The following is a 14939-nucleotide window of genomic DNA, read 5'->3' as shown; positions in this document are numbered from 1 at the left end:
CAATCAGCACCCCCGCTCCGATGGCTGATTTGCTTCGCATGCTGACCTGCTCTGTACATCCCCTGCCTTACCATCCCGACCCTGCCCACTACTTCGCAGTGATTCGTCATGCACCTGGCGCCGTACTGCTGGACAGCGGCCGCCCCATCGCAGATCGCGGACGTTATGACCTGTTGAGCGCGTGGCCAATTGAAGCGTTCGCGGTGCAGCCAGAAGAGTCAGGACGTGGCTTCCTGCAGCGCCTGCGCAGTGCGTTGAAGCAACTGGGCAATGCCGCACTGCCCGCACCTTACGAGCTGCCTTTTGTCGGCGGGCTGATCGGCTATCTGAGCTACGATTTCGGCCGTCAACTTGAACACCTGCCCGCCCAGTCGCTCAACGACCTGCAGTTACCGGATGCACAGCTCGGGCTGTATGCCTGGGCGCTGGTCACCGACCATCACGCGGCAACCAGCCAACTGGTGTTTCACCCAAGCCTGTCGACCGCCGAGCGCGAGCGCCTGATTCAGTTGTTCACACAGCCCGCACAGGCCGAACCCGGCACGTTTTCCCTCAAGCACCCGATGCAGCCCGACATCAGCGCTGAGTTTTATCAGCACGCGCTGCAAAAAATTCAGCACTACATTCAGGCGGGTGACTGTTATCAGGTCAACTACACCCAGCGTTTCAGCGCCCCGTGCGAAGGCGATGCCTGGACCGCCTATTGCGCGTTGCGTGCTGCTTGCCCGACGCCGTTTTCAGGCTTTATCAGCCTGGCCGAAGACACTGCGATTTTAAGCCTGTCGCCTGAGCGCTTTGTGCACGTCAGCGACAATCAGGTAGAAACCCGCCCGATCAAAGGCACGCGCCCACGCGGCAAAGACAGCGTCGAAGATGCTGCGAACGCCGCCCAATTGTTGGCCAGTGCCAAGGATCGCGCCGAAAACCTGATGATCGTCGATTTGTTGCGTAATGACTTGGGGCGCACCTGCCGCACGGGCTCGGTGAGCGTGCCGCAGTTGATCACCCTCGAAAGCTACCCCAACGTTCACCACTTGGTGAGCAGTGTCATCGGCGAGCTGGCCGACGGCAAAGACGCGCTGGACCTGATCGGCGACAGTTTTCCCGGTGGCTCAATCACCGGCGCGCCGAAAATCCGGGCGATGCAAATCATTGATGAATTGGAGCCCACGCGCCGCAGTATTTACTGCGGCTCGCTGCTGTACCTCGATGTGCGCGGAGAAATGGACAGCTCAATCGCCATTCGCAGCCTGCTGATCAAAGACGGGCGCGTGAATTGCTGGGGCGGCGGCGGGATCGTGGCCGACTCCGACTGGCAGGATGAATATCAGGAATCGATCACCAAAGTGAAGGTATTGCTCGATACGCTGCAAACCCTGTAGCTCGCGGTTTTTGCTACCATCCGCCCCACTAGAGAGCGCCAAGCGCCATTTACTGTAGGAAGCCGCCTGATGAGCCATCCGTTCGACGTCGCCGAAACCGCCGCGACATACGCCAGCAAATCCCCGCAAGACATTCTCAAACTCGCCTTTGAACATTTTGGCGACGAACTCTGGATCTCGTTCAGCGGCGCCGAAGATGTGGTGCTGGTGGACATGGCCTGGAAGCTCAACAAAAACGTCAAAGTGTTCAGCCTGGACACCGGGCGTCTGCACCCCGAGACCTACCGTTTTATTGAGCAAGTGCGCGATCACTACAAGATCCAGATCGAGCTGATCTCGCCAGACCAAAGCAAACTTGAACCGTTCGTCAAAGAAAAAGGCTTGTTCAGCTTTTACAAAGACGGCCATGGCGAGTGCTGCGGCGTGCGTAAAATCGAGCCTCTGCGCCGCAAGTTGTCGACTGTACGGGCATGGGCGACTGGCCAGCGCCGCGACCAAAGCCCTGGCACGCGCAGTCAGGTCGCAGCACTGGAACTGGACGGCGCGTTCTCGACGCCAGAGCGAGCGCTGTACAAGTTCAACCCGCTGGCGCAAATGACCAGCGAGGAAGTGTGGGGTTACATCCGCATGCTGGAATTGCCGTACAACAGCCTGCACGAGCGCGGCTTTATCAGCATCGGCTGCGAGCCCTGCACCCGTCCGGTACTGCCCAACCAGCACGAGCGCGAAGGCCGCTGGTGGTGGGAAGAAGCCACGCAAAAAGAATGCGGGCTGCATGCCGGTAATTTGATCGCCAAGCACTAAACACCACACCCTGCAGGAGCGAGCTTGCCTCGCGATCTTTTAAAGATCAAAAGATCGCGAGACAAGCTCGCTCCTACAGTTGTTTCGCCCGCTTGCGTTTAGCTCAAACTTATGATCAGAATTAGCAATAATTCTCAATAACGTTTGAGCAACATTTTATGTCTTCGGGTGAGCCTCCGTTCCAGACCGCGATTTCTGACCTGTACTGCGAGCACCACGGCTGGCTGTTTGGCTGGCTGCGCAGAAAACTCGGTTGCGCGCACAATGCTGCCGACCTGGCCCAGGACACCTTCGCCCGAATCCTCAATGCCCGCGAGTCGGTTGCTACTCTGCGCGAACCCCGAGCATTTTTGAGCACCACCGCTCGTCGGCTGATCATCGATCAGGTGCGGCGCAAGCAGATCGAAAACGCCTACCTGCAAGAGCTGGCCCTGACCACCGAAGCGCTCGAAGGCTTTCAATCACCCGAGCAGATCCTCACCACCCTGCAAGCCCTGGAACACATCGCGTTTATGCTCGAAGGCATGCACGACAACGTCCGCCAGGCCTTTGTGCTGTATTACCTGGACGGCCTGACGCAGAGCGAAATCGCCCGCCACTTGGGGTTATCTGATCGCACAGTGCGCAAGTACCTGATCCAGGCCCTGCTGCATTGCAGCCACAGCCTGGACACCTGATGCCAGCCGCACGCCAGACCATTGATGAACAAGCAGCCGAATGGATGCTGCGTCTGCACGAAGAGGGCTTCAGCGACGCGGCGCGCCTTGAATTCGAGCACTGGAAACAACAAAGCCCGCAACACGCAGCGGCCGCGCTGCGCATGCAAGACGCGATCAGCCGCCTGCAATCGTTGCGCGAGCAGTCAGCCCCGGCCAAGGCGGCACTGAATGCGGCCTTCAGCGGGCGCAAGCCGGTCACACAACGCAAGCCGTTGCTGCGCGCCCTGCTGATTGCCGGCTGCCTGGCCTTGCCTGTCACATTGACACTGAAAAGCCATTATCCAGAACGCTGGCTGGCCGACATCAGCACCGGCCCCAACGACTGGAAGACCCTGCATCTGGCCGACAATTCCACCATTACCCTCAGCGGTACCAGCGCCGTCAATGTGCACTTCAACAGCGCAGAGCGCCGGATCGAATTGCTTCAGGGCGAAGTACTGGTCGACGTAGCACATGACAGCGCCCGCCCTTTTATCGTGCAGACCGAGCAAGGCAGGATGCGCGCCCTGGGCACCCGGTTCGTGGTCAAGCGCCAGGCAGACACCACGGTGCTGAGCATGTTGCAGTCACGCGTGGCAGCACAGAGTGCCAACGAGCAACAAACCCTCGAAGTCGATGCCGGTTCGCGCGCACTGATCAGCCGCGACACCGTGAAGCTGACAGACAGTATTGACCCCGCCAGCATCAATGACGCCTGGCGCCGTCATCAGTTGGTGGTGGAAAACCAGCCATTAACGCAAGTTCTCGATGAAATTTCCCGCCATCGTCGCGGCCATATCCAGTTTGATCGCGAGGCACTGGATGGCTTGCGCGTGTCTGCCGTCTTGCCGCTGGACGACACGGATCGGGCGCTGCAATTGATCGCGCAAACCCTGCCGCTCACCCTCAAGACCTACACGCCGTGGCTGATTGTGATCAGCCAGACGCAGGCATCTAAAAAATAATAATTCGCATTCGTTCCGCTTTTTCCGAGTCGCCCGTCAAGGAAGGTATACAGACCCATAAAGGATTGCGTTCTCCATGCTGACCTCTTCCAATCAACGCGGGCGTTTTAAGCCGTTAACCCTGGCCATTCACTTGGCGGCAGCCTCGGCGGCAGGCGTGCTGGGCACTTCTGTTGCGCAGGCGCAGACGTCCGTGCAGACCTACGACATCCCTGCCGGGTCGCTGAGCAGCGCCTTGAATCGTTTTGCACAGCAGGCAGGCGTGGCGATTATTTTTCAATCGCATAACCTGGACGGCATGACTACGCCCGGTCTGCATGGGGTCTATAACGAGCAAAGCGGGTTCGAAACCCTGCTGCGCGGCAGCGGATATACCGTGGTCAAAAGCGCCAACGGCTACATGCTCGACGCTATGCCCACCGGCGACGCGCTGGAGCTGGGCGCCACCCAGGTCAGCGCCAACCAATTGGGCACCATCACCGAAGGCTCGGGTTCCTACACGCCCGGCAGCATCGCCACCGCTACGCGCATGGTGCTCACACCGCGCGAAACGCCGCAGTCGATATCGGTGGTCACGCGCCAGGCGATGGATGATTTCGGTCTCACCTCGATTGATGACGTGATGCGCCACACCCCCGGCATCACGGTGGCCACCTATGACAGCGACCGCACCAGCTATTACTCGCGCGGCTTTGCGATCAAGAACTTCCAGTACGATGGCATCCCGATCCTGCAAGATCCGCAATATTCCGCCGGGCACACCCTCACCGACACTGCGATTTACGACCGGGTTGAGATTCTCAAGGGTGCAACCGGCTTGCTCACCGGCGCAGGCGGCCCCGGTGGCACGATCAACATGGTGCGCAAAAAACCCACCAGCGAGTTCAAGGCCCACGTCGATGTGGGCGCAGGATCGTGGGACAACTACCGCTCCGAAATCGATGTCAGCGGGCCATTAACCGAGAGCGGCAATGTGCGCGGCCGGGCGGTTGCAGCCTATCAAGACAAGCACTCGTTCATGGATCACTACACGCGCGACAGTGAGGTCTACTACGGGATTCTTGAGATCGACCTGGACCCGGACACCCTGCTGACCCTCGGCGCCGATTATCAGGACAACAACCCTAAAGGTTCCAGTTGGTCGGGCAGCGCCTCATTGTTCAACTCCGCAGGCGAGCGCATCAGCACCCCGCGCTCGTTCAACAACGGCGCCAAGTGGAGCAGTTGGAAACAATACACGCGCACCGCGTTCGCCACTCTGGAACACAGCTTTGACAACGGCTGGGTCGCTAAAGCCCAGTACAACCACCAGATCAACGGCTACAACGCCCCACTTGGCGCCTTGCTCTTCCCCAACGTGGACACCGGCGAAGCACGGCTGCTGGCGCGCAAGTACACCGGCGAATACGTCAGCGACAGTGGAGACCTGTACGCCACCGGCCCGTTCGAGTTTCTGGGCCGTGAGCATGAGTTGGTGGTGGGCGGCTCGGTGTCGCGCTCGCACTGGACCGGCAACGACTACACCAGTGCCATCCAGTTTAAAAGCCAGTACGACTACTACAACTGGAAAGGCGATGCTTATGAGCCGGACTGGGGCAATGTCACCTCGCGAAACGACGAAACCACCCGTCAGACGGGTACCTACATCACCGGGCGTTTCAGCCTGACCGATGACCTGACGCTGATGCTCGGTACCCGCGTGGCCGACTACACCCTCACCGGCACCAGCCAGGCCAAAGACACCGGCAAGGTGCTGCCTTATGCCGGGATCCTCTACGACATCAACGAAAACATCTCGGCCTACGCCAGCTACACAGAGATTTTTCTGCCGCAGTCGTACTACCGCAACCGCGACAATAAAATGCTTGAGCCCGATGAGGGCACCAACTATGAAATCGGCTTGAAAGGCGAGTTTTTTGACGGACGCCTGAATTCAAGCCTCGCGTACTTCGAAGTGCACCAGGACAACCGCCCCGAAGAAGACACGGCCTACAACGCCAACCCGACCAACCCGGACATCGAGTACGCCTACAAAGGCATCAAGGCCACGACCAAGGGTTACGAAGCAGAAGTTTCTGGCGAACTGATGCCCGGCTGGCAGTTGCAAGCGGGCTACACGCACAAGGTCAGCCGCGAACAAGGCGGCAAGAAAGTCTCGACGTGGGAACCCGAAGATCAGATCAACCTGTACACCAGCTACAAGCTGACCGGTCCTCTGGACAAACTCACCCTGGGCGGTGGCGTGCGCTGGCAGGGCACGGGCTGGCAGATGCTGACCAACTGGAACAAGGGCGGCACCGTGGAGAAGTTTTCTCAGGATCCGTACTGGCTGGTGGACCTGATGGCTCGCTACCAGTTCACGAAAAACCTGTCGGGCACGGTCAACCTGAACAACGTATTCGACAAGTCGTATTACACCAACATCGGGTTCTACAACTCGTCGTACTACGGTGATCCGCGCAACGTCATGGTCAGCACGCGCTGGGATTTCTAAAGCGCCTATGCAGTAAACCTGTAGGAGCGAGCTTGCCTCGCGATCTTTTAAAGCTCAAAAGATCGCGAGACAAGCCCGCCCCTTCAGGCCATATAAAACACACGCGCACAAAAAAGCCTGCACAAGGCAGGCTTTTTTGCGTGTCACAAGCGTTCAAGGGGCTTATGACTCAAATATGGCGCAGCGGACGGGACTCGAACCCGCGACCCCCGGCGTGACAGGCCGGTATTCTAACCGACTGAACTACCGCTGCGCGTAACACTGAAAGCGAATGGTGGGTGATGACGGGATCGAACCGCCGACCCTCTGCTTGTAAGGCAGATGCTCTCCCAGCTGAGCTAATCACCCTTTCACTTCACTCTCGTTGCGGGGCGCATTCTCTCACACTTTTTGTGTAAGTGGTTGTTTTTATTCAAGTTTTTTTCAAAACCGTTTAAAAACTACCGTTTCCAACGCCCTGCACCTTTGATTCAACAGCGAACTGTAGAACCGAAGCCTTTCAAGAAAAAGCCCGCATTCAGCGGACTTCCCCTAACCACAAGCGTTCAAGGGGCTTGTGGTAAAAATATGGCGCAGCGGACGGGACTCGAACCCGCGACCCCCGGCGTGACAGGCCGGTATTCTAACCGACTGAACTACCGCTGCGCGTAACACTGTGAGCGAATGGTGGGTGATGACGGGATCGAACCGCCGACCCTCTGCTTGTAAGGCAGATGCTCTCCCAGCTGAGCTAATCACCCTTTCACTCTCGGTGTGGCGCGCATTCTACGGAGCGACCTATAGTCTGGCAAGCACTTTTTAAAATAATTTTCTTATGCACGACAAAGGCTTAGCGCAGGGTTGGCCTATTAAGGCTATCAAGCGAATAATGCCGTCTTTGTATAAAGGAGTGATTCACCCCATGTGGTTCAAAAACCTGCTTATCTATCGCCTGACCCAAGATCTGCCTTTTGATGCGCAGGTGCTGGAAACGGCACTGGCCACCAAGCCGGCCCGCCCGTGTGCAAGCCAGGAATTAGCCACCTACGGTTTCGTCGCCCCTTTCGGTAAAGGTGAAGACGCCCCGCTGGTTCACGCCAGCCAGGACTTCCTGCTGATTGCCGCCCGTAAAGAAGAACGCATCCTGCCAGGGAGCGTGGTGCGCGATGCATTAAAGGAGAAGGTCGAAGAGATCGAAGCCGAACAAATGCGCAAGGTCTATAAGAAGGAGCGTGATCAACTCAAGGATGAAATCATCCAAGCCTTCTTGCCACGTGCCTTTATTCGTCGCTCGGCGACCTTTGCCGCCATCGCGCCAAAGCAGGGCCTGATTCTGGTTAACGCCTCCAGCCCGAAACGCGCCGAAGACCTGCTGTCCACCTTGCGCGAAGTGATCGGTTCGCTGCCGGTTCGCCCGCTGGCCGTTAAAATTGCGCCGAGTGCGGTCATGACCGAATGGGTCAAAACCCAAAAAGCGGCCGACAATTTCTTTGTGCTCGATGAGTGTGAGCTGCGCGACACCCACGAAGATGGCGGGATTATCCGCTGCAAGCGCCAAGACTTGACCAGCGATGAAATCCAGCTGCACCTGAGCACTGGCAAAGTCGTGACTCAATTGTCGCTGGCCTGGCAAGACAAACTGTCGTTCGTGCTGGACGACAAGCTGGTGGTCAAGCGCCTGAAGTTTGAAGACCTGCTGCAAGACGAAGCCGAGCAAAACGGCGGTGACGACGATCTGGGCCAACAAGACGCTAGCTTCACATTAATGATGCTGACCTTCGGCGAGTTCTTGCCGCAGCTGTTTGAAGCGCTGGGCGGAGAAGAGATTCCTCAGGGGATCTAAACCTCAAAACGGCTGTGGGAGCGGGCTTGCCTGCGATTGCATCACCTCGATACATCTGAAACACCGAGGTGGATTCATCGCTGGCAAGCCAGGCTCCCACGGTTGTCACGCCTGCCACACACCATAACCATAAAAAGGAACACCATGCGCGCACTTGCTGCCTTAAGCCGCTTTGTCGGTAATACCTTTGCTTATTGGGTTCTGATTTTTGCCGTGCTGGCGTTTCTAGAGCCTGCCTGGTTCGTTGGCCTTAAAGGCTACATCGTGCCCCTGCTGGGTGTGGTGATGTTCGGCATGGGCCTGACCCTCAAACTCGATGACTTCGCCGAAGTCGCTCGCCACCCGTGGCGCGTCGCACTGGGCGTGGTTGCCCACTTCGTGATCATGCCCGGCGTGGCGTGGTTGCTCTGCCAAGTGTTTCACTTGCCGCCCGAAATCGCTGTCGGCGTCATTTTGGTTGGCTGCTGCCCAAGCGGCACCTCGTCTAATGTCATGACCTGGCTGGCCCGGGGCGATCTCGCGCTGTCAGTCGCCATTGCCGCCGTCACCACCCTCCTCGCCCCGTTGCTGACGCCCGCCCTGATTTGGCTGCTGGCCTCAGCCTGGCTGCCGGTTTCGTTCATGGAGTTGTTCTGGTCGATTCTGCAAGTGGTGTTGCTACCCATTGTGCTCGGGGTTTTGGCTCAGCGCCTGCTGGGCGCGCGGGTCCGTTTTGCGGTCGACGTGCTGCCGCTGGTTTCGGTGATCAGCATTGTGATTATCGTCGCCGCTGTAGTCGCTGCCAGCCAGGCACAAATCGCCAAGTCGGGCCTGCTGATCATGGCCGTGGTCATGCTGCATAACAGCTTTGGCTACTTGCTCGGCTACTTTACCGGGCGCCTGTTCAAACTGCCGTTGGCGCAACGCAAATCACTGGCGCTGGAAGTCGGCATGCAGAACTCAGGGCTGGGTGCCGCATTGGCCAGCGCACACTTTTCGCCGCTGGCGGCCGTGCCCAGCGCGCTGTTCAGCGTGTGGCACAACATCTCGGGCGCGCTGCTGTCGACGTACTTCCGTCGAATGAGCGAAAAAGAGGATCGTTTAGCGGCGGAAAAACCTGCCATCGACTGAAAATTCGGGGTTGATCGTCAGAAAAATCGTGGGCACTATAATGCGCACTGCGGGGACGACCCCGCGACTCATCGAGTGATAAATCTGGGGACGACCCCATCAATTGATGGAGGCAAGCATGTCCTGGATTATTCTGTTTTTCGCCGGTCTGTTCGAAGTTGGCTGGGCCGTCGGCCTGAAGTACACCGACGGTTTCAGCCGACCCCTGCCAACGGCGCTGACGATTGCCGCCATGGCCATCAGCCTTGGCCTGCTCGGCCTGGCGATGAAAGAACTTCCGCTGGGCACCGCCTACGCGATCTGGACAGGCGTTGGCGCAGTCGGCACGGTGATCGCCGGAATCATTCTGTTTGGTGAGTCCATGGCACTGTTCCGACTGGCCAGCGTGGCACTGATTATTGCTGGCCTGGTCGGCCTGAAGATGAGCGCCTAACCACGCAAAACTGTTGCCTCGCGATCTTTAAAAGATCAAAAGATCAAAAGATCGCGAGGCAAGCTCGCTCCAGTCATCAAGTCAGAGCACATCGCCACGCAATTCGATCACCCGCTCACGCAGCCGCTTTTGCGTGGCTTCGCTGGCCGCTATCGGCGCTCCGGCCACCAGCGTTACCCGTGACCACAGTCGATGAAACACACCCTTGTTCGGGTCACGGCTGAAGAAACTGCCCCACAAGCCTTGCAACGCCATCGGAATCACCGGCACCGGCGTCTGCTCCAGAATGCGCGTCATCCCCGCCTTGAACTCACTGATCTGGCCATCGCTGGTCAGCTTGCCCTCGGGAAAGATGCACACCAGTTCGCCATCGTTCAGGTACTCGGCAATCTTCTTGAATGCCCGCTCATAAATCACTTCATCTTCAGCACGTCCAGCAATCGGAATCGTACCGGCGGTGCGGAAGATAAAGTTGAGCACCGGCAGGTTGTAGATTTTGTAATACATCACAAAGCGAATCGGCCGACGTACTGCGCCGCCTATCAAGAGCGCATCGACAAACGACACGTGGTTGCACGCCAACAAGGCCGCGCCTTCATCCGGAATCGCTTCCAGGTTTTTGTGCTGCACGCGGTACATGGAATGGCTGAGCAGCCAAATCATGAAGCGCATGCTGAATTCGGGAACGATTTTGAAGATGTAGGTGTTAACCGCGATGTTCAGCAACGACACCACCAGAAACAACTCGGGAATCGTCAGCTTGGCCACACTCAGCAGCAGGATGGTGACGATGGCCGACACCACCATAAACAACGCATTGAGGATGTTGTTGGCTGCAATCACCCGGGCGCGTTCGTTTTCAGCGGTACGCGACTGAATCAGCGCATACAGCGGCACAATATAGAAACCACCGAACACGCCGAGCCCGAGAATATCAAACAGCACCCACCACGCCTGGCTGAAACCCAGCACACCGAGCCAGTCATTGGCCTGGATGTTTTGTGGCATATGCCCCGAGTGCCACCACAGCAGCAGACCAAACACCGTCAGGCCGAACGAGCCAAACGGCACCAGACCGATTTCGACTTTACGCCCCGAGAGTTTTTCACACAGCATCGAGCCCAAGGCAATACCGACCGAAAAGACCGTAAGAATCAGCGTGACCACGGTTTCATCGCCGTACAGCCACTCTTTGGCGTAGGCCGGGATTTGCGTGAGATAAATCGCACCGACAAACCAGAACCAGGAGTTGCCGACGACAGATCGCGACACCGCAGGCGTCTGATTCAAGCCCATGCGCAACGTAGCCCAGGACTCGCTGAAAATGTTCCAGTTAAGGCGCAAATCCGGCGTATCAGCCGGTGCTCGTGGAATGGCACGACTGGACAGATAACCGAGCACGGCGACCGAAATGATCACCACCGACACAATGACCGTGTAATTGCTCGACGAGAGCATGATTCCGGCGCCAATGGTGCCTGCCAGAATCGACAGAAAGGTGCCCATTTCCACCAGGCCGTTGCCGCCCACCAGCTCATCTTCATGCAGGGTCTGCGGCAAAATCGAATACTTCACCGGCCCGAACAACGCCGAATGGGTGCCCATGGCAAACAGCGCGACCAACATCAATGCCAAATGATCGAACGCAAAACCAATGGCTCCGACCACCATGATCGCGATTTCGCCCAACTTGATCAGGCGTATCAGTTGGTCCTTGGGGTACTTTTCACCAAATTGCCCAGCCAGTGCCGAGAATAAAAAGAACGGCACTATAAAGAGCAGCGCGCAGAGGTTGACCCAAATCCCACGGTCCCCTTCGATGCTCAGCTTATAAAGGATGGCGAGAATCAGCGATTGTTTGAACAGGTTGTCATTGAGCGCACCCAAGGACTGGGTCACGAAGAACGGCAGGAAGCGGCGCTTCCCGAGCAAGCTGAACTGCGAAGGGTGACTCATCTTCCATGTACTCACGTTGCGCCGGAGGCTTTCTCATTGGAGTGAGGTTTTAACACTCAGGGCACAACCTTACTCAGGTTCTGTCACGAATAACGTCATATTCGGCGTTTTCGTACAGAACCTGAGCACATGGATTACTTCTTGAGGCCTGCGATGCAAGGCGACACAAACAACTCGCCGCGCCAGGCACCTTTGACCGTGCGTGTGCCGACAATCAGCCACATCAGCGCCAGCATCAGCACCAATACGCAACCGACCACATCGAAGAAGCTCAGGTGCAACACGTGCCCCAGACGCAAGGTGGCCAGCGAGTACACACCCAGCGGGAAGGTGAAGCCCCACCACCCCAGGTTGAACGGGATACCGGCACGCAAATAACGCACGGTGATCAGCACCGCCATCAAAATCCACCACAGGCCAAAGCCCCACAGCGCGACGCCAGAAATCAGCCCAAAGCCTTGGGCGATGTCACCGATTCCGGCAAACCCGTTGGCAGCAAAGATCGCAGGCGAATCAGCGCCCAACAGCAACAAACCCAGCGCACCGGTACCAATCGGCCCCAAGGCCAGCCAACTCGACGCCGCCATGCTTTCGTGAGGCAATTTATGCAGCGCCATGCGCAGCATCAGAATGGTCAAAATGCTGAACGCCACCGGCACCGAAAACGCCCACAACACATAGCTGGTGATCAGTACATGGAACTGCGCCACCGGGTCCGCCAGATGCGGCGCCAGCAATCCGCCGCTGGCCGCAGCCACTTCGGCCGCCACCACAGGCAACAGCCAAACAGCGGTCATCTGGTCAATGCTGTGTTCCTGACGGGTGAACATCATGTAGGGAATCATCACCCCGAACGCCAGCGACATGGCTACATCCAGCCACCACAACACGTGCGCAACCTGCACCATGTCGCTGCCCCAGCGCGCAACGCCGAACAGCAGAAAACCGTTGATGATGGTCGCCAGCCCCATGGGAATGGTGCCGAAAAACATCGACACGGTGGAGTGGCCGAAAATCCGCCGCGCCTCATCGAAATACATCACCCAGCGTGCGCCATAGAGCACGCCGAACAGAATGAACAAACCGATATTGAACAACCACAGCCCTTCGGCAAACGCATGCATGCCGGGGATCTGTACCGGCAACTGAGCCAGCGCCAGCGCCAAAACCCCCGTCCCCATGGTCGCGGCAAACCAGTTCGGGGTGAACTGGCGAATCACTTCACGCGGGTGCTGCAAGTGGCTAAATGGCCGTAAACCGGCTTTGGCAGTGTTTGGGCAAGTCATGGGCTCCTCCTGTTCCTCGTATGAGGTAATGCAAGAGTAGAACTGAATCGAATATCTATATAACGGGTAATTTCTCTATGTATTATCTGTTTTACCTATATATATGACCACAGCTTCAGCCCTTCAAGCCTTGCTCGGCGTGGCAATCCGTCTCAATAACAGGACGAACAACGCCCCCAGCGCCAGCACAATCAACACCACACTGAAACCATCGGCAGTGACAACCAGCCCAAAAATTCGCGTCAGGCTGCCCACCAACAACACCGGCAGGCAGAACGCCAAATAACTGAGGACATAAAAAGCAGACATCAAGCCAGCGCGCTCATGCGGCAACGCCAAAGGCACCACACTGCGCACGCTGCCTAAAAAGCCGGAGCCAAAACCGCAGCCTGCCAACAACGAACCGAAAAAGAACAACCCAAGGCTTGCGGTGTGCACCGCCAACATAATCGTGCTGACGCCCACCACCAGCAGGCTAGACCCCAACGTCAGGACACGTGCGGCGGATTGATTACGCATGCTGAAAATAGCCAGCGCACCGCTCAAGGTCAGAACAGCAACCACCCCGCCCCCGACCAGGTAAGAAGTTGAGCCGGTTGCCGCACGGATCAGTGAAGGCACCAGCGCCAGATAAAAACCGCCCATTGCCCATACCGCAATATTGACCGGCAACACCGACCACATGGCTGCGCGTGCTTGAGGCGGAATGTGCAAGCTGGGGCGCAATGACGCCAGCGCGCCAGGCTGCGGGCTCATGCTTTCGGGCAGCCGCCACACATACAAGGCCTGAATCGCGAGCGCACCGAGCAAAACCCAATACGCCAGATGCAATGGCTGCGGCGCGAATTCCACCAGCACACTGGTGCCCAGCGCCCCACACGCCATGCCCACCAACGGCGAAATACTATTGATCAACGGCCCTTGCTGGCGGTCGTTGTCGAGCATCGCCGCGCCCAGCACACTGGTCGCCATGCCCGTAGCAAACCCTTGCAACAAACGGGCAGCGATCAGCCAGGTCACGCTGTCCGCACAGAGAAACAACCCCATCGCCAACATGTCTAGAATCAGCGCGCAGAAAATGACCGGCCTGCGACCCAAATAATCCGACAATGAACCCACCGTCAGCAGCGCCGTCAGCAAACTCAAGGCATACACCCCAAAAATCAAGGTCAGGGTGGCGGCTGAGAACTGCATGTTTTCTTGATAAAGACGATACAACGGGGTCGGTGCAGACGAAGCAGCCAAAAACGTCACGGCAGTCAGCCCAAGAAACACCATGCTGGCGCGATTTGAAACCGGAACATCGATGCTAATGGACATGCCACCCTCACTAAAGCTAAATATTTGCTTTTGCGGAGTGTGCGACTACCGTCGGCTTAAAGCAAATTCTTTGTGTTAAGGTCTTTCGCCATGAACCAACCTAAAGAAGTACGCACCGGCGGGCGAAGCGCCCGCGTGCAGGAATCCATTCACTCGGCGGTGCGCCAATTGCTCAAGGAGCATGAGCGCTCGACCGTGACCGTGCCCATGGTGGCAACGCTTGCAGGCGTGACCCCGTCGACTATTTATCGGCGCTGGGGAGATTTGGGCGCGCTGCTGGCCGACGTGGCGCTGGCGCGCATGCGCCCTGATGCCGAACCGCTTGCCACTGGCAGTCTGCGCGGGGACATTCAGGCCTGGTCCGAACAGTATCTGGACGAAATGAACTCCGAACCTGGGCGCAACATGATGCGTGACGTGCAATGCAGCCCGGTAAAAGGCACCTGCGTGCAGATTCTCGGGGCTCAATTACAGATCATTCTGGATCGCCACCGCGCCAGCGTTGACACCTTGCCCAGCATTGATCGCCTGCTGAACGTGATTGTTGCCCCAGTGGTTTTCCGAATTTTGTTTGCCGAAACGCCGTTGACCCTTGAGCAACTGAACGAGCAAATCGACCTGGCCCTTCGCCCCTGACTGAGCGCCTGCGACGCTTGGCCGCGCTCAGAC

12 protein-coding genes and 4 tRNA genes are annotated in these 14939 nt (G+C 57.7%); 9 read left to right on the top strand and 7 right to left on the bottom strand.

Features of this window, described 5'->3' with window-relative positions; translation table 11 throughout:
- Positions 1-38 precede the first annotated feature (38 nt).
- The 5 genes from pabB to RHM56_RS04125 all read left to right on the top strand — a co-directional run bounded on the left by pabB (position 39) and on the right by RHM56_RS04125 (position 6343).
- Complete coding sequence (gene pabB, locus RHM56_RS04145; protein WP_322241699.1) at positions 39-1382, top strand: aminodeoxychorismate synthase component I; 1344 nt, start codon at positions 39-41, stop codon at positions 1380-1382.
- Between the two features lie 69 nt (positions 1383-1451).
- Positions 1452-2186 carry a phosphoadenylyl-sulfate reductase gene (locus RHM56_RS04140; protein WP_322238867.1) on the top strand — a complete coding sequence of 245 codons (735 nt, stop codon included), beginning with the start codon at positions 1452-1454 and terminating at the stop codon, positions 2184-2186.
- A 158-nt stretch (positions 2187-2344) separates the two neighbouring features.
- Complete coding sequence (locus tag RHM56_RS04135) at positions 2345-2863, top strand: sigma-70 family RNA polymerase sigma factor (protein WP_322238865.1); 519 nt, start codon at positions 2345-2347, stop codon at positions 2861-2863.
- On the top strand, positions 2863-3849 hold the full coding sequence (locus RHM56_RS04130) for a FecR family protein (RefSeq protein WP_322238863.1): 987 nt from the start codon (positions 2863-2865) through the stop codon (positions 3847-3849). The genes RHM56_RS04135 and RHM56_RS04130 overlap by 1 nt, the downstream gene beginning before the upstream one ends.
- A gap of 76 nt (positions 3850-3925) precedes the next feature.
- Positions 3926-6343, top strand: a complete 2418-nt coding sequence (locus tag RHM56_RS04125) for a TonB-dependent siderophore receptor (protein WP_322238861.1) — start codon at positions 3926-3928, stop codon at positions 6341-6343.
- A 176-nt stretch (positions 6344-6519) separates the two neighbouring features.
- Here RHM56_RS04125 and RHM56_RS04120 read toward each other — a convergent pair.
- The 4 genes from RHM56_RS04120 to RHM56_RS04105 form a co-directional block, all read right to left on the bottom strand.
- A tRNA-Asp gene (locus tag RHM56_RS04120) sits at positions 6520-6596 on the bottom strand.
- Between the two features lie 19 nt (positions 6597-6615).
- A tRNA-Val gene (locus tag RHM56_RS04115) sits at positions 6616-6691 on the bottom strand.
- A 220-nt stretch (positions 6692-6911) separates the two neighbouring features.
- Positions 6912-6988 (bottom strand) — tRNA-Asp (locus RHM56_RS04110).
- Between the two features lie 19 nt (positions 6989-7007).
- A tRNA-Val gene (locus RHM56_RS04105) sits at positions 7008-7083 on the bottom strand.
- A gap of 161 nt (positions 7084-7244) precedes the next feature.
- Here RHM56_RS04105 and rdgC point away from each other — a divergent pair.
- The 3 genes from rdgC (at position 7245) to sugE (ending at position 9708) form a co-directional block, all read left to right on the top strand.
- Entirely contained in the window at positions 7245-8165 is a 921-nt protein-coding gene (gene rdgC, locus RHM56_RS04100) for a recombination-associated protein RdgC (protein ID WP_322238860.1), read from the top strand.
- A gap of 144 nt (positions 8166-8309) precedes the next feature.
- Positions 8310-9275 carry a bile acid:sodium symporter family protein gene (locus RHM56_RS04095; RefSeq protein WP_322238858.1) on the top strand — a complete coding sequence of 322 codons (966 nt, stop codon included), beginning with the start codon at positions 8310-8312 and terminating at the stop codon, positions 9273-9275.
- A 118-nt stretch (positions 9276-9393) separates the two neighbouring features.
- Positions 9394-9708: a quaternary ammonium compound efflux SMR transporter SugE gene (gene sugE, locus RHM56_RS04090; protein ID WP_322238856.1), complete on the top strand. Its 315-nt coding sequence runs from the start codon at positions 9394-9396 to the stop codon at positions 9706-9708.
- Between the two features lie 81 nt (positions 9709-9789).
- Here the strand turns inward: sugE and RHM56_RS04085 are convergent, their stop codons facing one another.
- The 3 genes from RHM56_RS04085 to RHM56_RS04075 all read right to left on the bottom strand — a co-directional run bounded on the left by RHM56_RS04085 (position 9790) and on the right by RHM56_RS04075 (position 14270).
- A complete protein-coding gene (locus RHM56_RS04085; protein ID WP_322238855.1) occupies positions 9790-11664 on the bottom strand; it encodes an MFS transporter in 1875 nt (624 codons plus the stop codon).
- A 134-nt stretch (positions 11665-11798) separates the two neighbouring features.
- Positions 11799-12950: a TDT family transporter gene (locus RHM56_RS04080; RefSeq protein WP_322238853.1), complete on the bottom strand. Its 1152-nt coding sequence runs from the start codon at positions 12948-12950 to the stop codon at positions 11799-11801.
- A 123-nt stretch (positions 12951-13073) separates the two neighbouring features.
- Complete coding sequence (locus tag RHM56_RS04075; RefSeq protein ID WP_322238851.1) at positions 13074-14270, bottom strand: MFS transporter; 1197 nt, start codon at positions 14268-14270, stop codon at positions 13074-13076.
- A 90-nt stretch (positions 14271-14360) separates the two neighbouring features.
- Between RHM56_RS04075 and RHM56_RS04070 the strand changes: the two genes are divergently transcribed.
- A complete protein-coding gene (locus tag RHM56_RS04070) occupies positions 14361-14906 on the top strand; it encodes a TetR/AcrR family transcriptional regulator (protein ID WP_322238849.1) in 546 nt (181 codons plus the stop codon).
- The last annotated feature ends 33 nt before the right edge of the window (positions 14907-14939 follow it).

Source organism: Pseudomonas sp. CCC3.1, from assembly GCF_034347405.1.
Classification (GTDB): Bacteria; Pseudomonadota; Gammaproteobacteria; order Pseudomonadales; family Pseudomonadaceae; genus Aquipseudomonas.
The sequence above is the reverse complement of the archived record's forward strand: the minus strand, read 5'-3'. Positions and strand labels throughout refer to the sequence as shown.